This window comes from Pseudomonas sp. GM102, assembly GCF_000282555.1.
Lineage (GTDB): Bacteria > Pseudomonadota > Gammaproteobacteria > Pseudomonadales > Pseudomonadaceae > Aquipseudomonas.
This window is the reverse complement of the sequence record NZ_AKJB01000090.1, coordinates 14,607-39,290: the sequence shown is the minus strand read 5'-3', so window position 1 is coordinate 39,290 and position 24,684 is coordinate 14,607. Positions and strand designations below refer to the sequence as shown.

Sequence of the window (24,684 nt, the reverse complement as noted above, 5' to 3'; positions counted from 1 at the left end):
ATTTCTTGACTAGCGCTCGATGACCGCTACCGTGAAGCAGGCATGCTTTGACTCAAGGGGCGGGTGACTTCATGGTGAATTTCGGTTCCGCGCTTCTAGTCTTCAATGACCCGGACACTCATTTGCGCAAAGGCTTGTCTGCCGTGGTCCAGATAGGCGACACCCTGTGGGTCGCCAATGATGAATCCTTGAGCCTGGAGCGCTTCACTTTGCGTGAGCGCGTCGGTGCGGGCGAGTTTCTGTTTGACCAGCACAAACAGTTCCCGTTGGCGTCCCTGTTGACGCTGCCGGTCATCCCGACGATTGGCGAAGAATTCGTTGAGGCAGACCTGGAAGGTTTGAGTTACGACCGCGACACGGGGTATCTCTGGGTTGTGGGGTCTCACAGCTTGAAACGGAAAAAACCCGATAGCACCAAGTCCCTGAAGAAAAACGCCGAGCGTCTGGCAACTGTCAGCCGCGATGGCAATCGTTTTCTCCTGGCCCGGATTCCGGTGGTCGAAGAAAACGGGACGTTCACTTTGGTAAAGAGCACCATCAACGATGCTCGAGTTGCCGCCCAATTGTCCGGCGATCAACTGGGTAACGAATTGCTCAATGAACTCAAGGATGACGAGCATATAGGGGCATTTCTGCACATTCCCGGTAAGGACAACGGGTTCGATACCGAAGGCCTCGAGGTCAATGGCAAGCGGGTTTTTATCGGGTTGCGAGGGCCTGTGCTGCGGGGCTGGACCATTGTTCTGGAGGTCGAACCCGAAGACCATCCCAAGGCCGTCCACACGCTGACGCTGAAAAAAATCGGGCCCAAGGGGCGCAAATACCGAAAGCATTTTCTCCAGCTGGATGGACTCGGCGTCAGGGACTTATGCATCGATGGTGACGACATGTTGATCCTGGCCGGGCCGACAATGAACCTCGACGGGCCTGTCAGCTTGTTTCGATGGCACAACGGCGCCAGACCAACAGACGAAAGTTTTGTCTTCAGCGAACAACTGACGCCGGCCCTGGAGGTTCCTTATGGGCAAGGAGAGGATAAAGGCCGCGATCATGCCGAAGGAATGACCTTTGTCAGCACCGCCGGCGTAGAAGAGCCCTTGCTGCTGGTGGTCTATGACGCGAACGCCAAGTGGCGCAAACAGGGGAGCAATCGCCTGGAGCAAGATGTATTTCGACTGGCAAAAAAGTAACCGCCACTGCACCCCGGTGAATGACGCTTCATGGATTTTCCTATACATTTTCTGGCCGCTCTCCTGCATGGTGAAACCGTTTCATGTCTCTTGCGCTCGAACGTCTAGTCGCTGGCACGCCAATCCCTTTTTCCGGTAATCGTGTCACTGTCGTCAGCCCCGAACTGGCGGCGCGCTTTCAGCCCGGCGACCATCTGCTGGTGGAGCAGGTCAGCGGCGAATTGTTGTTGATCCCGGTGGCGGACCAGCAAGCGGCGGCGGTCGCCATCGAGCGCGCCGAAGCGGCGTTCACCGCGATGTCCAGCGTCTCGGATCAGGCCATCAGCGAGTTCTTCGATCGCTTTGCGCAACGCCTGGAAACCCCGGACTGCTGGGCCTTGATTGCGACCGCCAACCTGGCCGACATCGCGCGGGCCAAGGCTCGCGGGCGTTCCACCACGCGGTTGCTCGCCGATGAGCGTATGCGCGGCGACATGATCGCCGGCCTGCGGGCCTGGCGTGATGCACCGGCCACTCGCGGCAAGGTCGTGAGCTGCGTCGAGCACGACGGCTGGAAAGTCGAGCAAGTGGTCTCGCCGCTGGGCATCGTCGCGTTCGTGTTCGAAGGCCGACCGAATGTCTTTGCCGATGCCGCCGGTGTATTGCGCACCGGTAACACCGCAGTGCTGCGCATTGGCAGCGACGCGTTGGGCACCGCCCAGGCCATCGTCACCCATGCATTGAATCCGGCACTGGCCGACGCCGGGTTGCCGACCGGTGCGGTGTCACTGGTGGAAAGCGTCAATCATGCCGCCGGTTGGGCGATGTTCGCCGATCGGCGCCTGTCATTGGCCGTGGCCCGTGGTTCGGGACGGGCGGTCAGCCAGTTGGGCAGCATCGCGCAACAGGCCGGCACCGCGGTCAGCCTGCACGGCACCGGTGGCGCCTGGCTGATCGCCGACAAGGACGCCGATGCCCAGCGCTTTGCCGCCGTGGTGCGCAACTCGCTGGACCGCAAAGTCTGCAACACCCTGAACGTCTGCCTGATCCACCGTGATCGCGCTGCCGAACTGGTGCCGCTGTTTCTCGATGCACTGCAACAGGCCGGCACCGCTCGGGGCCAGGGCTGCAAGCTGCATATCGTCGAGGGGAGCGAGGCCTGTTTGCCGGCCGATTGGCAGACCGCTAGCGTCGAGGTGTACCGCGCCGAAGGCTATCAGACCGAAGCGTTGGCCGAACCGCTGCCCGAGGATCAATTGGGTCGCGAGTGGGAATGGGAAGAAACCCCGGAAGTCAGCCTGAAGATCGTCGACGACCTGGACCAGGCCATCGCCTTGTTCAACCGCTACAGCCCGCAATTCACTGTGTCGCTGATCAGTGAAGATGCCCCGGCGCAGGAGCGTTTCTATAACGCGGTCAATGCGCCTTTTGTTGGCAACGGGATTACCCGCTGGGTCGATGGACAGTACGCGCTGAACAAGCCGGAACTGGGGCTTTCGAACTGGGAGAGCGGGCGCCTGTTTGCGCGCAGCGCGATTCTCTCGGGGGATGGTGTGTTCACGATCCGTAGCCGCATGACCCAGACGAGTCTGTCGGTCAAACGTTGAAACGGCACTCCAGAACGGTGAAAATCCTGTAGGAGCGAGGCTTGCCCGCGAAGAATGCACCGCGGTTTTCAGGTATTACGCGTCATCGTTCTTCGCGGGCAAGCCTCGCTCCTACAGGATCAGGGACCGCCCCCCGACCGCAGGCCACGGCACGCACTATACTTAATGTGTGTGCGTCTCTGCGGTGGGGCGGGCGGCGCATCTGATTACGTAAGGGAGGGTTGCGCCATGAAACTTCATTCCTTTCAACATTATTCTCATGGTCTGGAAACGGTCGTTCACGACATGTGGATTACCGCCCGGGTGAAGTCGGCCCTGGCATTGGCCGAAACCACCCTTGGCCTGAATGTCCATGTCAAAACCCATGCGGGCACGGTGGCATTGAGCGGTCGCGTCAACACTCACAGGCAGTGTGAGCAGGCTGTTGCTCTGGCCCGTTCGGTGCCTGGTGTCGTCAATATCGATGCCAGCGAATTGCTCACTCACGTGTTCACCCCAGGACATTCTCCAGAAGCACCGAATGCCGAAGAGACCACTGAGCGTCGGCCACCCTCGTCAGACGACAAATGACTATGGTGATCCAGTGAGTGTCATGCCTGTTCGCAGCCATGGACGGGCGCAGTAGCGCGCCTGCCCATTTTGTAACGTTGCGCCAAGCCTTCAAGCGGCTTCGACTGCTTTGCCATAAACGGCACAGGTGTCCGGGTGTTCGGCCAGCGATACGAAGTTGCGACGGCTGGCATCCAGCGCATCGACGGAGCCAGTCTCGATGTCATAAACCCAACCATGCAGGTTCAGCAGGCCTTTTTCCTGGGCCAGACGCACGCTCGGGTGAGTCTGGATATTCGCCAGTTGGGCGATGACATTTTCCCGGACCATCGAACTTACCTTGGCTGCGTCGCTGGCGTGAGGGCGGGAGTCATTGATTACCTTGGCCGACTCGGCGTGTTGCAACCAGCCGCTGACGGCGGGCAGGTGATCCATGCATGTGCACTGGGCGATGGCGGTCATGGCGCCACAGTCCGAATGCCCGCAGATTACGATGTCCGTGACGCCCAATACCGCGACGGCATATTCGACCGTGGCCGACACGCCGCCAGGATGCGGACTGTAAGAGGGCACGATGTTGCCGGCATTGCGCACCACGAACAGTTCACCGGGTTCTTGCTGGGTTAGCAGCTCCGGCACCACACGGCTGTCGGAACAGGTGATGAACAAGGTACCGGGATGCTGGGTGGTGGCCAGGTGTTTGAACAGGTCGGTACGTTGCGGGAAGGCTTCTTTCTGGAACTTCAATAAACCTTCGATGAGCGCTTTCATGGCTGACTTCCTTGCATGAGTGAGGGGGGGGCAGACGCAGAAACTGTAGGAGCGAGGCTTGCCCGCGAAGAACGATGACGCGTAATACCTGCAAAACCGCAGTGCGTTCTTCGCGGGCAAGCCGCGCTCCTACAGTTGTCTTAGAACGGACGCAACGGCAGGAACTTGCCGTCCAGGGTAATCACTGCGCGAGAACCACCTTCCGGGTCTTCAACTTTCTTCATGTCCAGCTTGAAGTTGATCGCGCTGATGATGCCGTCGCCGAATTGCTCGTGAACCAGGGCTTTGAGCGTGGTGCCGTAGATCTGGATCATTTCGTAGAAACGGTAGATGGTCGGGTCGGTCGGGATACCCGAGAGGCTGCCGCGCAGCGGAATGATCTGTAGGCGAGCGACGGCGTCGGCGTCCAGTTCGAGTTTCTCGCCAATCACCCTGGCGGCGGCTTCCGGCAGCGGATGCTGGCCGAGCAGGGCGGCGGTGACGTAGGCCAAACCCAGGCCGGTGCCGTCGGTCAGGTCCTGCCAGGACAGATTCTTGCGTGCCTTGGCATCGAGGATCGAAGTGGTCAGGGCCAGACTCGGGTCCTGGTAAGCGTGGGACTGTTGCATGGTGTGACTCCTATCGGTTGTGGCTGGAAAGTGGAGCCATCTTCGGTCGATTGATTCATAGCGTCCAAGACCGATATACAATGCTTCGCATAAGTCTTGCCTATAGATGGTGTGCCCCATGCTGCTCCGACATTTGCGCTACTTGCTGGCAGTCGCCGACCACGGCGGCTTCACCCGCGCCGCCGAGGCGTTGCATGTCTCCCAACCGACGCTGTCCCAGCAGATCCGGCAGCTGGAGGAAACCCTCGGCGTCAGCCTGTTCGACCGCACCTCGCGCACGGTCAAGCCGACCGATGCGGGGCAGGCCTATATCGAAAGTGCCCGTCGGGTACTGGTGGAACTTGAAGCGGGAAAACGTGCGCTGCATGACGTGAAGGACTTGTCTCGCGGCACTTTGCGACTGGCCATGACGCCAACGTTCATGGCGTATCTGGTGGGGCCGCTGGTGCGTGACTACGTGGCGAAGTTTGCGAACATCCATCTGCAGATTTTCGAGTTATCGATGGATGACATCGAGGCCGGGTTGCTCGATGACTCACTGGACATCGCCATTGCCTTTACCCCGGTGAGGAGCCCCGACATCGAGTGCCTGCCGGCATTTGTCGAGACCTTGGGCGTGATGGTCGGGCGCAGTCATCCGTTGTACGAGCGCCAGAGCCCGCTATCGCCAAAGGAGGTGGCGCAACTGGAGTTCGCGTTGCTGACGCCGGACTTCATCACCCGATCCTCCATCGACGGGTATTTTCGGCAACAGAACATCACACCCAAGGTGGCGATCGAGGTGAACTCGGTGAGTACGCTGTTGGAGGTCATTCGTCACGCGCCAATGGCCACCATCCTCCCGGAGCCTATCGCCACTGCGGAACGGGCATTGCGCAAAATTCCGCTGCTGGGGGAGGCGCCCAACCGAGGGGCCGCGCTGCTTCGGCGCAAAAACAACTATCACAGTGCGGCGTCTGTGGCCTTCATGGACCTGGTGTTGGGCGCGGCTGCGGTCGAGTCGGCGAAGTCAGTCATCCACTGATTGGCACAGCCCATTGGGAGCCTTGCCGGTGGAGGTCACGGTCACTGAATCGTCATCGGCGAGGATGATCGAGAGCGTGATGCCCGAACCCTTGGCTTCGAAGCGGCGATCGTTGATGGCTTTGGTTTCCGCCTCTTTACTGTTGATCAATACCGGGCCGTCCTGATCCGCATGGACGACGACTTTACCGGGGCAGTCCACATCGAATGAGGGAATGCCAGGGAGGGTGTTCGCGTGGGCAACATTGGCCATTGCCAACACTATGAATGTCAGGATTCTGTTCATCGCAAGCCTCCAGGGATCCAGCAGGGCATACGGTTAACCATAGCTTTATTTGGTGCGCACGAGACAAACGAAAAGGCCCCGCTCGATATTCCGAGCGGGGCCTTCTTTCTTTACTGAGGGGGGATATCAATACAACCGATCAATCACCCGAACTTCGTTCTGGTTCTGCATCGATGCCCACGCCTGTTTCAGCGTTTGCAGCACATTACCGATGAAGTCCTTGTCGGCCGCGGCCTTCTTGCCGACATAACCCTGGCCGCGACGGTACATCTTCAGTCGGGCGAGCAGGTTCTGGTTGTTCTGGTCGAACTCTGCTTCGTGGGCATGGGGCGACAGGCAGTCGATATGAACCTGGCCCGATTTGCTGATCCACAGAATATGGCTGTCCTGGCTGTCTTTTTGCGCAGCGAACAAGCGAGCCAGTTCATCGATAGTAGGTTGATTGTTCAGATTCATTGTAAGCCCCTTGACCATTTGGTGATCTTTCAAAGTTGATTCGCTAATACAAGTAGCCCATCGGTTAGTTGATCCCTGGCACCGAAACCAGGACGTCAGCGGTCGGCCGTCAATACGACGGGGTCCCGCGTCTGCTGCATGTAGTCGTGTTGAATAACTGCTACGCAATAGCGTCACAACGAAGAGAAGCGGCGAAAACCTGGAGGCCACTGCCGACGCTTTCAGGGTCGGCCACAAGCTTCATGAGGATTGATCGCCAGCGCTTCTCGTCCTTTGTACTGGACGTTCAGGCCAGGTCAGCTTCTTCAATCTGCCTTGTGGGCAGCGTGTATCCGGGAAAAACAGCTCGGCGGTCAGACGAGCTTGCTCAAACGTGTTGCCTTACTCCCGATCGGGGAGATGTCTGCATCATGCAAGGGCAAATCGGAGGCGTCAACGGTTTTGTAGTGATTATTTTTGCTCACTACATATTGTCGGACAAAGTGGTTTTGGAATTAAAAAGTCAGGCGTGGCTGGCTGGGGCGTCGCGGGAATTCGCCCCCCGTAGGAGCGAGGCTTGCCCGCGAAAGCCATCACGCGGACAAATGGCAGGACTGCGTCATCGTTCTTCGCGGGCAAGCCTCGCTCCTACAGGGCGTGCGATCTTTTAAAGCGGTAAACGGTGCAGGGGTAGCCGTCCACTGCCAGTTGATGCACGGTGAATGCTGAGCCCGTGAGATCAGGCATCACCCTGGCCCAGAACAGCCGCGCAGGCTGATTGGCATCGATGTGGAAAATCTGCCATTGACCGGGGAACCGGTTCAAGAGGGCGGAGACGACAAACTTCGCGACGCCTTGGCCACGAAAGCGTCGGCTGACAAAAAAGTAGCCGATGTTGTACTCAGCACCGACGATATGGGTTTCGTTATCCACGGTCACGAAACCGGCAAGCTCGCCGTCAACCTTGATCAGAAACGGCCTGGTTGCCGGGTTGCGCCAGTAATCCAGTTTGGGCTGGATGTTGAAGAAGCCATGATCCCCGAGTTTCAGTGGCAACCATTCGCTGAAGTCATACACGTAGAACTGCATCAGGTTCTCGATGGTTTCCAGTTCGTCGCGCTGAGCGGCGTGCAGTTCTATCGAGGGCTGATTCCTGATTGTCTCCATGGTCGTACCTTTTCAGAAAGCAGGGCTGTTGCCTGATGCGCCGCAAAACCTGTAGGAGCGAGGCTTGCCCGCGAAGAACGATAACGCGTAATACCTGAAAACCGCGGTGAATTCTTAGCGGGCAAGCCACGCGAAGGGAACAATGGGTCCTATGTGCGCGAAGGCGAATCCAGCGATCCGCCAAAGCCAATGATTGCTTTGGTTTCCAGATACTCCTCAAAGCCGTAGACACCGTACTCACGACCATTACCCGATCGCTTATAGCCACCGAACGGAGCCATTGGATTCCAGGCGGGGTAGTTCAGATGCACTTGTCCTGCTCGAATACGAGAGGAAACGACACGCGCAAGATCAAGGTTCTGCGCCTGAACATGGGCGCCCAGCCCATATACCGTGTCGTTTGCGATAGCGACCGCCTCATCGACCGTCTCATACGGAATAATGCACAACACTGGGCCAAAAATTTCCTCTTGGGCGATCCGCATGGCGGAATTCACCTCGGAGAAAACAGTCGGTCGGGTGTAGAAGCCCTTTTCAAAACCCGGCACTCGTCCTGGTCCGCCGCAAACGAGTTTTGCCCCCTCATTCAGGCCGGTCTCGATCATTGCTTGCACGCGGTTGAACTGCGCCTCGTTGGCAATCGGACCCAGTACCGTATCTTCCGATTGCGGATCACCCACGATGATTGCATTGGCGGTTGCGGCAGCCAGCGATTCGACCTCCGCCAGCCGGTCCTTTGGAACGATCATTCTTGTCGGGGCGCTGCACGATTGTCCGACGTTGCGAAAGGCAGACATCACTCCCAGCGGGACGGCTTTGGCGAAGTCGGCGTCGGGAAGAAAAAGATTCGGCGACTTGCCTCCCAGTTCTTGTGTGACACGTTTCACCGTATGGGCGGCCGCCTGTGCAACCAGAGCGCCTGCGCGGTTTGAGCCGGTAATTGAAATCATATCGATATCGAGATGCGCCGCCATGGCTGCGCCGACCTCGGGACCACTTCCGTTCACCAAGTTGAAGACGCCAGGCGGTAGGCCTGCGTCATGTACCAGTTGTGCAAAAAGAAGGGCGCTTAGTGGCGACAGTTCGCTTGGTTTCAAGACCACTGTGCACCCGGCAGCAATCGCCGGGGCGACTTTGGCGGTGATTTGATAAAGCGGCCAGTTCCACGGAGTGATGAGCCCGCAGACGCCTATGGGTTCACGTTCAATCGCGGTGCCGCCTTCAACCGTTTGGAAACGATAGGTGGACAGGAGGTCACGTGCGACCCGAACGTGTTCGGCCGCCAGAGGTACTTGCATTGCCCGTGCGAAACCGATGGCAGCGCCCATTTCCAGAGAGAGGGCCTGCGCAAGAACCTCTTTTCGCTCAAGGATGAGATCGTAGATCTTTCCAAGGACAAGCGCACGCGACTCTGCCGAGGAAGCAGACCAACCTGGAAACGCTGCACGCGCCGCGGCTACTGCCCGATCAACATCCTCGGCAGACCCGCGCGCGACCTCAGCAACAACGGCTTCACTTGCCGGATTGACCACCGGCAAACTTGCCGGGATTGCAGGGGAAGACCAACAGCCGTTGATATAAAACTTGTGAGACGTTTGTGGATCAACGCTGTAGTTATTCGAAGATTGTGTTGTCATCCAACTAGCTCCTTGGAGCGGTAATAGGCGCCGCGAACAGCAGGGCCGGGGAGGTCGCGAGTCAGAGCATCACCGTAGCGACCAGTACATCCCTAGGGCCCTGTCACATCAATAAACTAACAAAATGGCTCAGGCAAAATATGCCGTTGTTCAAGTCGGCAAAGGATAATCTGCTGTATCTGCCGGGCTAACTTTGCATCAATGCAACTGAGCCGCTTACGTTGGTATTGCGTTCAGATAAAACCCTTGCTGGCGGTCGTGATCGCTAGCCGATAGCTTGAGTAACCAGAGCAAATTGCTTGATTGCGCCGCGTGATTGCGGGGGCACTCCGAGAACCATTCGCGGCGCTCTGTCGACGCACTGCAACCCCAGGCTCTCAAGCCAGCCGGCCAACCCGCAATCGGCCAGAATGTCGAAGCGAACAAAGGCACCAGGTATCAAACGCAGAAGGTGGTGAATTCGTCATTGACCTTCTGCACCTCGGCGACCTCGGTGCGCTCTTCGATCCGCGCACCAAGACGGCGTGCTGCCCGGGCAAAGGCCGGCGCCGCCAGACGCGGGTTGGCGTAGCCATCGTGGGGAGCATAGGAGCCGCCCTTGACCTCCGGGCCGAGGAACGGGAAGCGGGCATGCAAGGCCTTGCCGGTGAGGATCTGCAAGTCCAGTTCACGGGCCTCCGGGGCCGCCGCATAGGCCTCCAGTTCAGCAATTTCATCTTCGCGATAACACACACACGCATATGGCCGCTGGCGATGAATTCGAGGTCGTCGTCGATCAGCTCCGGCAGTCCTTTCCACAACGCCCAGGAACGGTTGGCCAGTTCCAGCTGCCGCCGACGTCGAGCCTATGATGCCGCCACCGATAATCAGGACATCGCTTTTTTGCGGGTTCATGAGGGCTCCTCGATGATTGTCATCGGTCATAGGTAGGTCTCCTTTTGTCCACCGCGGGCCAGTGCTTCGATTTCGATCAAGTAACCATGATGCAAGACCGGAACGGGTACCACGGCGCGTGCTGGCCGATGTTCACCCAGGTAATGGGCATAAATCCGATCAAAGGCGGGCCAGTGTTCTATCCCGACGACATAGACAGTGACCTTCAAGAGGTCACTCGTGCTCTGGCCTGCTTCGCTGAGGATCGCCACGAGGTTATCGAGGGCGATTGATGCTTGAACCTCAAACGGTTGGTCGGCACTGTGGTCGCCATTCGCGCGTACCGGCAGTTGCCCGGACATATATAGAACTCCCTCGTGCAATACCGCTTGGGAGTAGTGTCCGCCCGGAGCTGCTGCATTAGCCGTGTGGATTAAGTCGATCGGACCTGTTTGATTACCAGCCATGTAGGCGACTCCAGGTGTGCACGACGCCCTCGGCGTCACAGGCGTGATAGTCCGGAAATTGCGCGCCTGTGGCACATGCATGGTTGGGCAGAATGCGCAGACGGCTGCCGATGGGGAAGCGCTCTACGATGTTGGCGCTCTTGGTCGCTCCAAGGGTGATGATTCCATGTTCCTGATTGGCGCCAGTGACCAGCGCGCCCTCGATCCAGTCGCCAGCTTCGGTACACACCTGTCCGTAACCGAAGTCCTGTCGCTGGCGTTGCGTGCCGCGATCACGACTCATGGCCATCCAGCCGGCATCGGTGATGATCCAGCCTTTATCGTGCTGGTGGCCGATGACGGTGGTCAGCACGCTCAGTGCCAACTCGTCTGTCTGGCAGACACCGATGTTGTGCATTACCAGGTCGAAGAACACATAGACGCCTGCGCGTACTTCAGTGACGCCTTCCAGACTCAGTGCCGATAGTGCCGTGGGAGTGGAGCCGATGCTGACCTCTGGACACGCCATCCCGGTGTCGCGGATTCTTTCGGCGGCGCTGACGCAGAGGAAGCGTTCCTGTTCGGCCAAAATCTGTAGCGCTTCAAGATTGTCGAGTTCGTAACTGGATCCGGCGTGGGTCATCACGCCTCGCAATTGCATGCCCCCCTCAACAAGGACACGTGCGACGTCTATGAGTGCGTTGTCTTCAACGGTCAGACCGGATCGATGGCCGTCGCAATCTATCTCGATCCAGACCTCGAATCGTTCGTCGTGTTTCTGTCCGAAGGTGACGATGGCTTGAGCCCCCATGACACTGTCGGTGAGCACGCTCAGCTTGCAGCCTTTGCGCCTGAGTGTCAGTGCCTGGACCAATTTGCCAGGCGCTATTGCAACGGCATAGAAAATGTCGCTGATGCCTTCAGCGAAACAATGCTCAGCTTCTTTCAGGGTGGAAACCGTGACACCGCTTGCGCCAGCGTCTATCTGTGCCTTGACCACGGGGAGGCATTTGCTGGTTTTGATGTGCGGGCGCAAACGCACACCCAAGGTGTCCATGCGTTGCTGCATGCGCTGGATATTGCGCTGCATTCGCGGGACATCGATTATCGCGATGGGGGTATCGAGGGAGGCAATAGGGGCTGACATGACAGAACTCAGGTGGCTGGGTATGGGGTCACTCTACTCAGCCGTCTTGAAGTTGTGGTTCAATGGATAGTCATCAATCATTAAGTAAAATTGAATGATCTCCGTCGAAGACCTGCGTCTGGCCGTAACGCTGGCGCGCTCCGAGTCTTTAAGCGCTGCTGCCAGAGTCCTCAATGTCACGCCACCGGCGCTGTCCATGCGTCTACGTAAACTGGAGACGCTGCTGGGGCTGACCCTGGCCAATCGCGATGCCCGGCGTCTGAGTCTTACTGCCGATGGTGAGCGTTTCTCCCGTGAATGCGCGATCTTGCTGGAGCAGCTGGATGCGCTCCCGGAATCCTTCAAGCAACAAGACGAGCGGCTGGTGGGCACACTCAGGCTGGCGGCACCGTTCGGCTATGGGCGACAGCGCATTGCGCCGCTGCTGGCGCGTTTTGCCAGGTTGCATCCACAGCTGTGCCTGCACTTGGATTTACGTGAAACGCCGTGGCCTGATCGTCACGACAGCGATGCGGTGATTCACATCGGTAACCTCAACGACAGCCTGTGGGTCGCCAGACCCCTCACGTCAAACAATCGATGGTTATGCGCCAGCCCGGCCTATCTAGAGCAACACGGTGTGCCGTCGTCGCCGGAGCAACTCGCCGAGCATCGCTGCATTTGCATTCGTGAGAATGATGAAGATGTCACGCTGTGGCATATGCGAAAGGGGCAGGGGCGCAAAACGTTGCGCATCGAACCAGTATTGTTGAGCAACGATGGAAGCGTAGCCCGGCGTTGGGCCGAGCAAGGCTTGGGGTTGGTGCTACGTTCGCAGTGGGATGTCAGTGACGCAATCGCCAACGGCAGCCTGATACGGGTGTTGGCGGATTGGCAATTCGACAGCGCACCGATCAACCTGTTGGTGCCCTCACGCAAACTTCGCAGCCCTCGCGTACAGGCATTGGTGACATTTCTGGAAGATGCATTGAAAGCATGATCAGGGCGAGAAGCAGCATGGATCACTTCGTTGGCCAGCACCGGTTGGCGATGCATGATCGGTGTTATTCAAATATCTGTTGAGGGGATTACATCTTTTCTTTCAGGTATCAAGTTTCGCTCATTCGAGCGCTTCCCTGTTACAGCGAACACCGACTCCGGTGGTAATTGGCCCCGCCTCTCCCTCGCAGCACAATCAGCGGGCGTATCCTCGGGGGATGCGCCCATTCTCGTTCCACCAGTCGTAGATTCTGCCGCACGTTGCGTTGTGCATGGCATCGTCGATGCACCATAACAGTCCGCAAAGGCATAGAAACAGGGGTGGAGTGCCTGAGTCTGGAGCATCCCGCAAAGTCTGCTGAGCAAGCCCTGCAAAACGGTGGTTTGTACCAAGCAGCCTATACTTTTAACAGTTTATGCATGGTCTCTTGGTGTTGTAATAAATCCGTGATGCAGCGTTGCACCGATGCTTCCCGAACGGTGTAACTGCTTGCCCCGTCATGACCTCAACAATCATCCAGGACTGCACTCATGAGCTTTCTTCGACCCAAGTTTATTACCTTTGACTGCTACGGCACGTTGACCAACTTTCAAATGGGAAACATGACGCGCGAACTGTTCGCCGACCGTGTCCCTGCCGGGCAAATGGATCAATTCGTCAAGGACTTCTCCGCCTATCGTCTGGATCAGGTGATGGGTGACTGGCGGCCGTATGATGAGATTATCAAGACCTCTCTGGCGCGGGTCTGCAAGCGTTGGGGCATCGAGTACAAAGGCGAAGGCCAGCTCTACTACGACGCCGTACCAACGTGGGGTCCACATGCCGACGTGCCGGCCGGCCTGGCGAAAATCGCCGACAAAATTCCGCTGGTGATTTTCTCCAACGCGATGGACGAGCAGATCATGTCCAACGTCGACAAGCTCGGCGCGCCCTTCCACAAGGTCTTCACCGCCCAGCAAGCCCAGGCCTACAAGCCGCGCCTGGCTGCCTTCGAGTTCATGCTCGATAACCTCGGCTGCGGGCCGGAGGATGTTCTGCATGTGTCTTCAAGCTTCCGCTATGACTTGATGCCGGCCCACGACATGAAGATCAAGAACAAAGCCTTCGTTGCCCGTGGTCACGAGCAGCCGGCGAATGCGGTCTATGGCTACCACCAGATCCCCGATATCGGCGGTTTGGCCGGGTTGGTCGGTCTCTAAGTCTCAGGGCACTCTTCAAGGTAAAAGGGGTTAGACATGGGCAGTGAGTCCTATTGGCTCGATACCGCACCGGTATTCACCGGTGCCCAGCTCGGTGCGTTGCCTGGGCAGGTCGATGTGGCCATCGTCGGTGGTGGTCTCACCGGCCTGGCGGCGGCCCGCGCCCTGGCCTTGAAGGGGGCCAGTGTGGTGGTGCTGGAAGCGGGGCGGGTAATCGGCGAGGCGTCAGGGCGCAATGGCGGTCAGTGCAACACCGGCGTTGCCCAGGACTACGCGGCACTCAGCGCCAGCCTCGGCGCTGATAAAGCGCGAGCCTATTACCTGGCCTATGAAAGCGCCGTGCAGAGTGTCGTCTCGCTGGTAGAGCAGGAGCAGATTGCCTGCGACCTCAAGCGTAATGGCAAGCTCAAACTGGCCGCCAAACCGATGCATTACGAAGGCCTGGCGCGCACTTGCGAACTGATTCGGCGGGAGGTCGATGCCGAGGTCGAGTTGCTGTCTGCGCAAGAGACTCGTGCTGAAGTCAACTCGGCCCAGTTTCATGGAGGCTTGCTGCAGCGCAACGGCGTGCAGATGCATGTCGGGCGCTTCGGTGTCGGTCTGGCCGAGGCGGCCGCACGTCACGGTGCGTTGATCTTTCAGGGCGTGTCGGTGACGGACTGGAAGGCCCGTGCCGGCGGCTATCAGGTCAACACCACCAAGGGCTCACTGCATGCCAAACAGGTTCTGCTGGCTACCGGCACGTGCCAGCAGGGCGGATTGGGTTGGTATCGGCGGCGGATCGTGCCGGTGGGCAGTTTCGTGATCGCCACCGAGGTGCTACCGCAGTCCCTGATCGACAGCTTGCTGCCGGCACGGCGTTCCTATGTCACCAGCCGCATGATCGGTAACTACTTCCGCCTGACGCCAGACAACCGCTTGCTGTTTGGTGGTCGTGCACGGTTTGCCATGTCTGACAGCGTTTCCGACGCCAAGAGCGGCAAAGTGTTGCAAGCGGCGATGGTGCAGATGTTCCCGCAGTTGGCAGGCGTGAAGATCGATTATTGCTGGGGCGGGTTGGTGGACATGACCTCTGATCGTTTGCCACGGGCCGGTCAGCATGGAGGCGTTTATTACTCCATGGGTTACAGCGGTCATGGGGTACAGATGTCGGTGCACATGGGGCAGGTCATGGCCGAGGTCATGGCCGGCAAGGTCGAAGCCAATCCCTGGCGCGAACTCGACTGGCCGGCCATCCCCGGGCATTTCGGCAAACCCTGGTTCCTGCCCCTGGTCGGTGCGTATTACCGCCTGCAGGACTACCTGCACTGAGTTCAAGGTATTTGCTTTACGTTTCAACCACACACCATTTATCGCGCGCACTCGAGCCTTATCACTTTTCGAAAGGTAGAACTGACATGACTGACAACAAAAATAGTATCGACTCCCAGTTGATCACAGGGGAAGAAAGTCTGCGCATTTTCGAAGGGCTCAATCGCGGCATGTCACGCCGCAATGCATTGCAAATGCTGGGGTTGGCCGGGGTGGCCGCAGTAGGCGCCGGTAGCCTGTTCGGCGCTGCCGGCAAGCTGTTTGCCGAGGAAGCCGCAAGCCCTGGCAAAGGCAAACCCGGCGGTCGTATCCGCGTCGCCGGCTCGTCCAGTTCCACCGCCGATACGCTGGACCCGGCCAAAGGGTCATCGTCCACCGACTACGTGCGCCATTACATGTTCTACAACGGCCTGACGCGTTTCGACAGCCATATGGTGCCGCAACTCGAGTTGGCCGAGCGTATCGACACCACTGACGCCACGCTCTGGGTGATCACCCTGCGCAAGGAAGTGGTCTTCCACAACGGCAAGCCTCTGACAGCCGCCGACGTGGTGTTCTCTCTGCTGCGGCACAAGGATCCAATCACCGGTTCCAAGGTCCTGCCGCTGGCGTCGCAGTTCGCCGAAGTCAAGGCCAACGGCACCCATGAGGTGCAGATACAGTTGAGCGGCCCAAATGCTGAGCTGCCATCGGTTCTTGCCATCTCTCACATGTTGATCGTTCCCGAGGGGACGAGCGATTTCAGCCTGGGCATCGGAACCGGCCCGTTCAAGGCCAAGGAGTTCAAGCCCGGGGTGCGTTCGATTGGTGTGCGCAATACCAATTACTGGAAACCTGGTTTGCCCTATCTGGATGAAATCGAATTTATTGCCATTGCCGATGAGCCGTCGCGGATCAACGCTCTGTTGTCGGGCGACGTACACATCTGCAACGAAGTTAACCCGCGCTCAACGATCCGCATCAAGGCCAGCACCAAGCATCGGGTCGTGGACTCGCCGTCGGGTAACTACACCGACCTCATCATCCGTCAGGACCAGTTGCCAGGCAAAAGCCCGGAATTCACCGAGGCGATGAAGTTGCTGCTGGACCGGGAACAGATCAAGTCGGCGATATTCCGTGGCTTCGCCAGGGTCGGCAACGATCACCCGATCGCACCCGGTGCACGCTTCTACAACGCCGACCTGCCGCAACGTGCCTACGACCCGGAAAAGGCCAAGTTCCTGCTCAAAAAGGCCGGTATGGAAAGCATCACCATGCCGCTGATGTGCTCGCCGGCCGCAACCGGTTCGGTGGACATCGCTGTGTTGCTGCAGCAGTCAGCCAAAGAGGCCGGGCTCAAGCTCGACGTCAACCGCCTGCCGAGCGATGGCTACTGGTCCAACCATTGGGCGAAGCACCCGCTGAGTTTCGGCAACATCAACCCACGGCCCAATGCCGACATGCTGTTCTCGCAGTTCTTCCAGTCGACAGCACCCTGGAACGAGTCCGGCTGGAAAAACGATCAGTTTGACCAGCTGCTGATACAGGCCCGAGGCGAAACTGACGAGGCCAAGCGCGGCAAGATGTACGCAGACATGCAAACCCTGGTGCATGAGCACAGCGGTATCGGCGTGCCGGTGTTTATCAGCAACATCGATGGCGCCGATCAGCGCGTCAAAGGCTATGGCACCAACCCCCTGGGAGGTTTCATGGGCTACATGTTCTCCGAGCAGGTCTGGCTGGACGCTTGATGAAAGTCGGTTTTTGCTGCAGCGATATTGCATGAGGATAGGGTGATGAATAGCAACACACTGTGGTTGATCGGCCGGCGCCTGGGCGCGGCGATCGTGACCTTGTTGATTGTGTCCATGGTGGTTTTCGCCATCACGGCGGTGCTGCCGGGGGACGCGGCGCAACAGTCTCTGGGGCAGTTCGCCACGCCGGAACAAGTGGCAGCCTTGCGCCTGAAAATGGGGCTGGATCAGCCTGGTGTGTTGCGCTACCTGCACTGGTTGATGAGCCTGCTCAGCGGTGACATGGGGCTGTCCGTTTCCAACGCCATGCCGGTCAGTGAGTTGATGGCCGGGCGGGTGCCTAACACCCTGATGCTGGCGGCCGCCACGGCTCTGGTATCAGTACCGGTGGCGTTGATCCTGGGCATTGGTTCGGCGATGGGGCGGGGCGGGCGCATCGACGGTTTCCTCAGCTTTTTGACCTTGACCATGGTAGCGGTGCCGGAGTTTCTGGTAGCGACCCTGGCGGTGCTGATATTCGCGGTGAACCTGGGCTGGTTGTCGGCACTGTCGTATGCCAGTGACATCACTTCACCCTGGCAATTCATGCGCACTTACGCGTTGCCGGTGATGACGCTGTGCTGCGTCATCGTCGCGCAAATGGCACGCATGACCCGGGCGGCGGTGATCGATCAGCTCGACAGTCCTTACGTGGAAATGGCCCGGCTCAAAGGCGTGAGCAAGATGCGGATCGTCCTGCGCCATGCCTTGCCCAATGCCATCGGGCCGATTGCCAATGCCATCGCCCTGAGCCTTTCCTACCTGTTGGGCGGGGTGGTAATCGTCGAGACGATCTTCAACTACCCCGGCATCGCCAGCCTCATGGTCGATGCAGTGACCAACCGCGACATGGCACTGGTTCAAGCCTGCACCATGTTGTTTTGTACGGCGTATCTGACGTTGGTACTGATTGCCGACCTGTGCGCGATTCTTTCCAATCCGAGGCTGAGAAATCAATGAACAATCTCATTGTGAAATCGCCGGTTACTACCAAATTAGCGCTGGGCAAGGTTTCCCACGGATCGTCCTGGCTCGGCCTGATCGGCGCCGCGATGTGTGTGATCTGGTTGCTGGTGGCCATCTTCGGCCCGTGGTTGGCGCCACATCCGGTCGGGGAAGTGGTCTCTGATAATGTCTTCGACAACCTGAGTGCTGCTTACCCGTTAGGCACCGATTACCTGGGCCGCGACATGCTCAGCCGGATCCTCGTCGGCGCACGCTTCACTGTCGGCCTGGCATTGGTGGCCGCGGTAATGGCCAGCGGTCTGGGGACCAGCTTTGCGTTGCTGTCGGTGGTTTCACCAAAGTGGCTGGATGAGTTGATCAGTCGCCTGATGGACGCCTTCATTTCGATCCCGAGCAAGATGCTGGCGCTGATCATGGTCTCGGCCTTCGGCTCCTCGGTCACCTTGCTGATCTGCACGGCGGTATTGAGTTTTACCCCGGGCGCGTTCCGTATTGCCCGCAGCATGGCGGTGAACATCGAAGCGTTGGAATACGTGCAAGTGGCCCGTACTCGCGGCGAGCGTCGGCTGTACATCGCCTGCGTGGAAATCCTGCCGAATATGCTCAACCCGGTGTTGGCTGATTTGGGGCTGCGCTTCGGTTTCATCGTGTTGTTGCTCAGCGGCATGAGCTTCCTGGGTCTGGGCGTGCAACCACCAGATGCCGACCTCGGCTCGCTGGTGCGCGAGAACATCGGTGGTCTCAACCAAGGGGCGCCGGCCATCGTGATTCCGGCTTTGGCCATCGGCACGCTGACCATCGGTGTGAATCTGTTTATCGACCGGCTGTCGTCGCGACGTAGTCGACGTTCGGGAGGCCATTGAAATGAGCGAATTGATTCGAGTCCAGGACCTGCGAGTAGTCGCCTGTGGCGAACTCGGCGAGGTGGAAATCGTCAAGGGCGTCAGCTTCTCCCTGCAAAAAGGTGAAGTACTGGCGTTGATCGGTGAGTCTGGTTCCGGCAAGACCACCATTGCCCTGGCGTTGCTCGGTTATGCCCGGCGCGGTTGTCGGCTGGCAGGTGGCGTGGTGCAAATCGGCGAACACGACATGCTTGCGTTGAGCGAAAGCGAGCTGCAAGGCCTGCGCGGCAATCGGGTGTCGTACATCGCGCAAAGCGCTGCGGCGGCGTTCAACCCGGCGAAAAAACTCATCGACCAAGTGGTGGAGGGCGCGTTGATTCATGGTCTGGGCAGCCGGACGGTGCTTGAGGCCAAAGCCATCGAGTTGTTCCGCGACCTGGCCCTGCCAGACCCCGATCGCATTGGCCAGCGCTACCCGCATCAGGTCTCCGGCGGGCAACTGCAACGGGTGATGGCGGCCATGGCACTGATCAGCGATCCACTGCTGGTGGTGCTCGACGAACCGACCACGGCACTCGATGTGACGACCCAGATCGACGTGCTGCGTGCCTTCAAACGGGTGGTACGCGAACGTGGCGCGACGGCAGTCTATGTATCCCACGACCTCGCTGTGGTCGCGCAGATGGCTGATCAGATCGTGGTGCTCAATGGTGGCGAAATCTTCGAACAGAGTGCCACGGCGCCATTGCTCAAAGGCCCGGCCCACGAATACACCCGCAGCTTGCTGGCGGCAGCACGGCCGGACACCACGATCCGTCCACCCTGCGGTATCGCTGAAGATGCGCCTTTACTGACTATCCAGGGCCTGACCGCCGGTTACGGCAACAAGAACGCGCAAGGCATGCCGGCCATTCGCGTGCTGGAAGACATCGACCTGACGGTTCGCAGAGGCCAGGCCATCGGCGTGATCGGTGAGTCGGGCTCTGGCAAGTCAACCCTGGCACGGGTGGTGGCCGGATTGTTGGAGCCCGCTCTCGGCGGTCTGACCTTCGATGGCCAACCCTTGGGGGGCAGCCTGTCGTCGCGCACCGATGAGCAGTTCCGACGCATTCAAATGGTCTTCCAGAATGCCGACACCGCACTCAACCCGATGCACAGCGTCAGCACCATTCTGAGTCGTCCGCTGAAAATGTACTTCGGCCTTAAGGGGGCCGCGTTGCGCGAGCGTATCGGCGAGCTACTGGATCTGGTGCGCTTGCCGCGAACCATGGCTGAACGCCGTCCGAACGAACTCTCCGGCGGGCAAAAGCAACGGGTCAATCTGGCCCGGGCCCTGGCCGCCAAGCCGGATCTGATTCTGTGCGATGAAGTGACCTCGGCGCTGGATACCGTGGTGGGTGCGGCGATTCTCGAACTGTTGCGCGACCTGCGTCAGCAACTGGGCGTGTCCTATCTGTTCATCAGCCATGACATCTCCACCGTGCGAGCGCTGTGCGACGATATTGTGGTGATGTACAGCGGCCACAAGATTCAGGCCGGCACTCGCCAGTCGTACGCCCAGGCGCCGTTCCATCCCTACACCGACCTGTTGATCCATTCGGTGCCGGAGTTGCGCCAGGGCTGGCTGGAAGGCTGTGGAACAACGACCTGCGGCACGCTGCCGCCGATTGGGGCAAAAGCCAATGTGCCTGGGCTGTGCACTTTCCTCAATCGTTGCCCGGTGCGGGTTGACGGCCTGTGCAATTGCGTCCCTCCGGACCGTCGGTTGATTGTTGGCGGCAGTGAAGTCCTTTGTCATCACGACAGTGCCGAGTTGCTGAAAACCCAGAAGGATTCCAACAGCATGATCACGGGAGCCTATGCATGAACGGGCGTTTCGTAAGGCTGGCCGAACAGGGCCGGCCCACCATCAAACTGCAGGTAGACGGCAAGCCCATCGAGGCGCTGCAGGGCGATACGCTGATGGTCGCATTGCTGACTCAGGGCTCGGCGTTGCGCCAATCGGAATTCGATTCGGGCCGGCGCGCCGGTTTCTGCCTGATGGGCGCGTGTCAGGACTGTTGGGTCTGGACCCGCAGCGGCGAGCGTCTGCGCGCCTGTTCCAATGAGGTCCGTGAAGGGCTGGATATTGTCACCACACAACCGGAGGCGATATGGCCACTGCGCGGATAGTCATTGTCGGTGCCGGGCCGGCCGGCATACGTTGTGCCGAAACCCTGGTCGCCGCTGGTTTCAAGCCCATCCTGATTGACGAGAATCGGCGGGATGGCGGGCAGATCTACCGTCGCCAGCCCGAAGGTTTTACCCGTGATTACGCCACGCTGTATGGCACCGAAGCCGCCAAGGCCAACGACCTGCACCAGAGCTTCGACCGCTTGCGCCGGCAGATCGGCTATCGCCCGGACACGCTGGTATGGAACCTGACGCCGGGGCAATTGTGCTGTGTCAGCCAAGGCAAGCATTCGACAGTGGATTACGACGCGCTGATCCTGTGCACCGGCGCCACCGACCGTTTGATGCCAATCGAAGGCTGGCAATTGGCGGGCACTTACAGCCTCGGCGGGGCGCAGATCGCGCTCAAGTCCCAGGCCGTGTCCATCGGCCACCGCGTGGTGTTCATGGGCAGCGGGCCGTTGCTGTATTTGGTCGCCAGTCAGTATGTGAAAGCCGGGGCCAAGGTCGCGGCGGTGCTCGACACCTCGCCGTTGAGCAAGCGAATTGGCGCATTGCCCAAGCTGTTGGCGCGCCCCGGATTGCTGTTCACCGGGATGAAACTGCTGGCGCAGCTCTACCGAGCGAAAATTCCGGTGCACCTGGGCATTTCTCCGCTTCAAGTGCTCGGCGATGCGGCCAACGGTGTCAGTGGCGTACGCGTGCTCACGGCGCGCGGTGAGACTTTGACGGTGGATTGCGATGCCGTGGCACTGGGTTATCACTTGCGCCCGGAAACCCAATTGGCCGACCTGGCCGGGTGCCGTATGCGCTTTGACGAGGCCTCCAGCCAATGGTGGCTGGCCGTCGATGAAGACGGTCGGACCTCGGTCAGCGGTGTATATGCCGCCGGCGACGGTTCGAAAATTCGCGGTGCCGATGCCGCCGAGCACGCCGGAAGGCTAGTGGCCATGGCGCTGCTGGAGGATCTTCAGCAACCGGTGAACATCGGGTTGCGCGACGAACAACGGCACGCGCTGGCGGTAATGGATCAGTTTCGTCTCGGCCTGGCCCAGGCGTTTCCCTGGCCGGCGGCGCAAGCCAAAGCGTTGCCGGACACGGCCATCGTCTGCCGCTGCGAAATGATCAGCGCGGGCGAATTGCGTGCCGTGGTCCGGGAAAAAGGCGCTTGTGAAGTCAACCGGGCCAAGGCGTTCAGCCGGGTCGGCATGGGCCGCTGCCAGGGGCGTTATTGCTCCCAGGCCGGGGCTGAAGTGATTGCCGCGGCCGCCGGCGTTTGCGTGGAACAGGTCGGTCGTCAGCGCGGTCAGGCACCGGTCAAACCCCTTTCGATGCTCACCGAGGAGGTGTCGTCATGACGCTACACAAAGCCGATGTCGTGATTGTCGGCGGCGGCCTGATGGGCTCGGCGGCGGCGTTTTTCCTGCGCCAGCGCGGGCAGTCGGTAATTCTGTTGGAGCGCGACCAGATCGGTCAGTACGCCAGCGGCGTGAATTTCGGCAACGTGCGGCGCCAGGGGCGTTACCTCGGGCAGCTGGAATTGGCCAACCGCTCCTGGGCGCTGTGGAAGCGTCTGCCGGAGCTGATCGACGACGACCTCGAATTCATCGCCAGCGGTCATATGCGGGTGTGTTACCGCGAAGACGAGATCGCCGAGCTGCAAGCCTATGCCGACGCCCCTGAGGCGGAGCAGTTGGACTTGAAAATCTTTCGTGGCGACGAGTTGCACAAGCGTTTTCCGTTCCTCGGCCCTGATGTGAAGGGCGGCTCCTACGCTCCCCACGATGGTCACGCCAACCCGCGTCTGGCGGCCCCGGCGTTTGCCCGGGCAGCACGACGCCTTGGCGCGCGGATTGAAGAGCGTACTGAAGTGGCCGAGGTGCAGAAGGTCGGCGGCGAGTTCAACATCAGCACCACCGACGGCCGTCAGTTCAGCGCCGAGCGCCTGCTGATTACTGCCGGCGCCTGGGGGCAAAAGCTTTCGGCGCAGTTTGGCGAACCCGTGCCATTGGAAACCCATGGCCCGCAAATGGCCGTGACCGAACCGGTGCCGTACGCCTTGCCGACGGTGATCGGCGTGTACACCAAAATTCCGGAGGAAGTGATCTATTTCCGCCAGATACCCCGCGGCAACATCATCATTGGTGGCGGCTATCGCAGCGAACCGGACATGCTCAACCGCCGGGCCTATGTCGAGCCGCGCAGCATTCTCAATCAAATGGATCAGATGCGTCGTCTGCTGCCGGGTGTCGGCAACCTGAACATCATCCGCGTGTGGAGCGGCATAGAAGGCTACCTGCCCGATTCCCTGCCCGTGATGGGGCCAAGCGGTACGGTTGATGGTTTGTTCTATGCCTTCGGTTTCTCCGGTCATGGCTTCCAGCTCGGTCCGGGCGTGGGCGACGTGATGGCCGAACTGATCAGCACCGGCAACACCAGCACTTCGATTTTGCCGTTTTCCATCAACCGGTTCGCATCTTCCGTCGAGCAACGGAGCAAGGCCTCATGAAAGCTCGCGTGCTGGATATTCTCAAACGGCTGATGGCCTTCGACACCGTGTCGTCGGAGTCGAACATGGCCTTGATCGAGTACGTGCGCGATCTGCTGCTGAGCAAGGGCATCGAGTCGTTGATCGTCAAGGATTGCACCGGTAAAAAAGCCAACTTGTTCGCCAGTACCGGTCCAAGGGAAGTGCCGGGGATTTTGCTGTCCGGGCACACCGACGTGGTTCCCGCAGCGGGACAGGCCTGGACCTTCCCGGCGTTTCAGGCGACGGTGCAAGACGGGCGGATTTACGGGCGTGGCAGTTGCGATATGAAGGGCTTTATCGCGCTGGCGATCGACGCCATGCTCGATGCCGCTGACCATTCATTGAACCGGCCATTGCAACTGGCACTGTCCCATGATGAAGAGATCGGTTGCGTCGGTGTGCGGCGTTTACTGGATGTGTTGCATCTGGCGCCGGTGCGGCCGTTTTTGTGCGTGATCGGTGAGCCGACCAACATGCAGTTCGTGCTCGGGCACAAGGGCAAGGGTTCTTACCGCACTTACTGTCGCGGTCTGGAGGCTCATTCATCGCTGGCGCCGCGCTCGGTCAATGCGATTCACGTGGCTTGCGATTTCATCGCTGCACTGCGTCAGAGCCAGCAGCAACTGCAAGAGCAGGGCGCCCAGGATGCCGACTATGACGTGCCCTTCAGTACCGTGCATGTCGGGCAGATTGTCGGCGGCAAGGCGCTGAACATCGTGCCGAACCTGTGCACCCTGGATTTCGAAGTGCGCAACTTGCCGGCGGACGACCTGGATCAGTTTCTGGAACAGATGCGCGAGCGTGCCGATGTGATCGTGCGCGAAGCTAAAAAGCTGTCCAGTGTGGCGGATATCGAAATTGAAACGCTGAACGTCTATCCCGGTCTCGATACCCACCCGAGTGTCGAAGCGGTGCGCTTTCTGAAAAACTTCGCTGCACCGGATACCGGCACCGCTAAGGTCTCCTTCGGCACCGAGGGCGGGTTGTTCAAGCAGCGCCTGGATGTGCCGGTGGTGGTCTGCGGCCCGGGCTCGATAGAACAGGCGCACAAGCCTGACGAGTTCATCGAGATCAGCCAGATGGACGCCGGGGAGCACTTCCTGCAAGGGTTGTTGGGCTCGATGCGGGTTTAGAGTTCTGTTTGCCTATGCCGAACACTTGCATACCACGCTTGTGTCTCGGTTATGGCATGACG

The 24,684-nt window shown here is 59.4% G+C and carries 23 protein-coding genes and 2 pseudogenes; 15 read left to right on the top strand and 10 right to left on the bottom strand.

Annotation, left to right across the window (positions count from 1 at the left end; all coding sequences use genetic code 11):
- Positions 1-71 precede the first annotated feature (71 nt).
- The 3 genes from PMI18_RS07415 (at position 72) to PMI18_RS07425 (ending at position 3,346) form a co-directional block, all read left to right on the top strand.
- The gene (locus tag PMI18_RS07415) at positions 72-1,190 is read left to right on the top strand and encodes a DUF3616 domain-containing protein (protein ID WP_007904436.1); all 1,119 of its coding nucleotides are present in this window, start codon (positions 72-74) and stop codon (positions 1,188-1,190) included.
- A gap of 83 nt (positions 1,191-1,273) precedes the next feature.
- The gene (locus PMI18_RS07420; RefSeq protein WP_007904433.1) at positions 1,274-2,776 is read left to right on the top strand and encodes an aldehyde dehydrogenase family protein; all 1,503 of its coding nucleotides are present in this window, start codon (positions 1,274-1,276) and stop codon (positions 2,774-2,776) included.
- Positions 2,777-3,004: 228 nt separating this feature from the next.
- Positions 3,005-3,346, top strand: coding sequence for a BON domain-containing protein (locus tag PMI18_RS07425; protein WP_007904432.1), 342 nt, complete (start codon positions 3,005-3,007; stop codon positions 3,344-3,346).
- Positions 3,347-3,436: 90 nt separating this feature from the next.
- Here PMI18_RS07425 and PMI18_RS07430 read toward each other — a convergent pair whose 3' ends face one another.
- Both PMI18_RS07430 and cynS read right to left on the bottom strand, forming a co-directional pair.
- On the bottom strand, positions 3,437-4,096 hold the full coding sequence (locus PMI18_RS07430) for a carbonic anhydrase (protein ID WP_007904430.1): 660 nt from the start codon (positions 4,094-4,096) through the stop codon (positions 3,437-3,439).
- 140 nt (positions 4,097-4,236) lie between these two features.
- On the bottom strand, positions 4,237-4,704 hold the full coding sequence (cynS, locus tag PMI18_RS07435) for a cyanase (protein ID WP_007904428.1): 468 nt from the start codon (positions 4,702-4,704) through the stop codon (positions 4,237-4,239).
- A 118-nt stretch (positions 4,705-4,822) separates the two neighbouring features.
- Here cynS and cynR point away from each other — a divergent pair, with 118 nt between their 5' ends.
- Positions 4,823-5,728, top strand: a complete 906-nt coding sequence (gene cynR / locus PMI18_RS07440) for a transcriptional regulator CynR (RefSeq protein WP_007904426.1) — start codon at positions 4,823-4,825, stop codon at positions 5,726-5,728.
- Here cynR and PMI18_RS07445 read toward each other — a convergent pair.
- The 8 genes and pseudogenes from PMI18_RS07445 to PMI18_RS07470 all read right to left on the bottom strand — a co-directional run bounded on the left by PMI18_RS07445 (position 5,714) and on the right by PMI18_RS07470 (position 11,718).
- On the bottom strand, positions 5,714-6,013 hold the full coding sequence (locus PMI18_RS07445) for a hypothetical protein (protein ID WP_007904424.1): 300 nt from the start codon (positions 6,011-6,013) through the stop codon (positions 5,714-5,716). The two genes, cynR and PMI18_RS07445, sit on opposite strands and share 15 nt — an antisense overlap.
- 126 nt (positions 6,014-6,139) lie before the next feature.
- Positions 6,140-6,469, bottom strand: coding sequence for a hypothetical protein (locus PMI18_RS07450; RefSeq protein WP_007904423.1), 330 nt, complete (start codon positions 6,467-6,469; stop codon positions 6,140-6,142).
- Between the two features lie 627 nt (positions 6,470-7,096).
- The gene (locus PMI18_RS07455; RefSeq protein ID WP_007904421.1) at positions 7,097-7,615 is read right to left on the bottom strand and encodes a GNAT family N-acetyltransferase; all 519 of its coding nucleotides are present in this window, start codon (positions 7,613-7,615) and stop codon (positions 7,097-7,099) included.
- 149 nt (positions 7,616-7,764) lie between these two features.
- On the bottom strand, positions 7,765-9,252 hold the full coding sequence (locus PMI18_RS07460; protein ID WP_007904420.1) for an aldehyde dehydrogenase family protein: 1,488 nt from the start codon (positions 9,250-9,252) through the stop codon (positions 7,765-7,767).
- A 265-nt stretch (positions 9,253-9,517) separates the two neighbouring features.
- Positions 9,518-9,712, bottom strand: a pseudogene (locus tag PMI18_RS31595) (GNAT family N-acetyltransferase); the annotation flags it as partial.
- Positions 9,709-10,146 (bottom strand): annotated as a pseudogene (locus PMI18_RS07465) (FAD-dependent oxidoreductase); the annotation flags it as partial. The pseudogenes PMI18_RS07465 and PMI18_RS31595, both read right to left, overlap by 4 nt.
- 26 nt (positions 10,147-10,172) lie before the next feature.
- Complete coding sequence (locus tag PMI18_RS0129695; RefSeq protein WP_033036766.1) at positions 10,173-10,592, bottom strand: RidA family protein; 420 nt, start codon at positions 10,590-10,592, stop codon at positions 10,173-10,175.
- Entirely contained in the window at positions 10,582-11,718 is a 1,137-nt protein-coding gene (locus PMI18_RS07470) for a DSD1 family PLP-dependent enzyme (RefSeq protein ID WP_007904417.1), read from the bottom strand. Before PMI18_RS07470 ends, PMI18_RS0129695 begins: the two co-directional genes overlap by 11 nt.
- Positions 11,719-11,812: 94 nt before the next feature.
- Here PMI18_RS07470 and PMI18_RS07475 point away from each other — a divergent pair, with 94 nt between their 5' ends.
- The 11 genes from PMI18_RS07475 (at position 11,813) to argE (ending at position 24,622) form a co-directional block, all read left to right on the top strand.
- Entirely contained in the window at positions 11,813-12,697 is an 885-nt protein-coding gene (locus tag PMI18_RS07475; RefSeq protein ID WP_007904416.1) for a LysR family transcriptional regulator, read from the top strand.
- A gap of 530 nt (positions 12,698-13,227) precedes the next feature.
- Positions 13,228-13,896 (top strand): haloacid dehalogenase type II, encoded by a 669-nt coding sequence (locus PMI18_RS07480; RefSeq protein ID WP_007904415.1) that lies wholly within the window; start codon positions 13,228-13,230, stop codon positions 13,894-13,896.
- A 36-nt stretch (positions 13,897-13,932) separates the two neighbouring features.
- Positions 13,933-15,207 (top strand): NAD(P)/FAD-dependent oxidoreductase, encoded by a 1,275-nt coding sequence (locus PMI18_RS07485; protein WP_007904414.1) that lies wholly within the window; start codon positions 13,933-13,935, stop codon positions 15,205-15,207.
- A gap of 86 nt (positions 15,208-15,293) precedes the next feature.
- Positions 15,294-16,937, top strand: coding sequence for an ABC transporter substrate-binding protein (locus PMI18_RS07490; RefSeq protein WP_007904413.1), 1,644 nt, complete (start codon positions 15,294-15,296; stop codon positions 16,935-16,937).
- Positions 16,938-16,982: 45 nt separating this feature from the next.
- Entirely contained in the window at positions 16,983-17,939 is a 957-nt protein-coding gene (locus PMI18_RS07495) for an ABC transporter permease (RefSeq protein WP_007904412.1), read from the top strand.
- Complete coding sequence (locus PMI18_RS07500; RefSeq protein ID WP_007904411.1) at positions 17,936-18,808, top strand: ABC transporter permease; 873 nt, start codon at positions 17,936-17,938, stop codon at positions 18,806-18,808. The genes PMI18_RS07495 and PMI18_RS07500 overlap by 4 nt, the downstream gene beginning before the upstream one ends.
- Position 18,809: 1 nt before the next feature.
- Positions 18,810-20,654, top strand: coding sequence for an ABC transporter ATP-binding protein (locus PMI18_RS07505; RefSeq protein WP_007904410.1), 1,845 nt, complete (start codon positions 18,810-18,812; stop codon positions 20,652-20,654).
- Entirely contained in the window at positions 20,651-20,959 is a 309-nt protein-coding gene (locus PMI18_RS07510) for a (2Fe-2S)-binding protein (protein ID WP_007904408.1), read from the top strand. Before PMI18_RS07505 ends, PMI18_RS07510 begins: the two co-directional genes overlap by 4 nt.
- Entirely contained in the window at positions 20,941-22,317 is a 1,377-nt protein-coding gene (locus PMI18_RS07515) for an FAD/NAD(P)-dependent oxidoreductase (RefSeq protein WP_007904407.1), read from the top strand. The genes PMI18_RS07510 and PMI18_RS07515 overlap by 19 nt, the downstream gene beginning before the upstream one ends.
- Positions 22,314-23,468, top strand: a complete 1,155-nt coding sequence (locus tag PMI18_RS07520) for an NAD(P)/FAD-dependent oxidoreductase (protein ID WP_007904406.1) — start codon at positions 22,314-22,316, stop codon at positions 23,466-23,468. The genes PMI18_RS07515 and PMI18_RS07520 overlap by 4 nt, the downstream gene beginning before the upstream one ends.
- Complete coding sequence (gene argE, locus PMI18_RS07525) at positions 23,465-24,622, top strand: acetylornithine deacetylase (RefSeq protein ID WP_007904405.1); 1,158 nt, start codon at positions 23,465-23,467, stop codon at positions 24,620-24,622. Before PMI18_RS07520 ends, argE begins: the two co-directional genes overlap by 4 nt.
- Positions 24,623-24,684 lie beyond the last annotated feature (62 nt).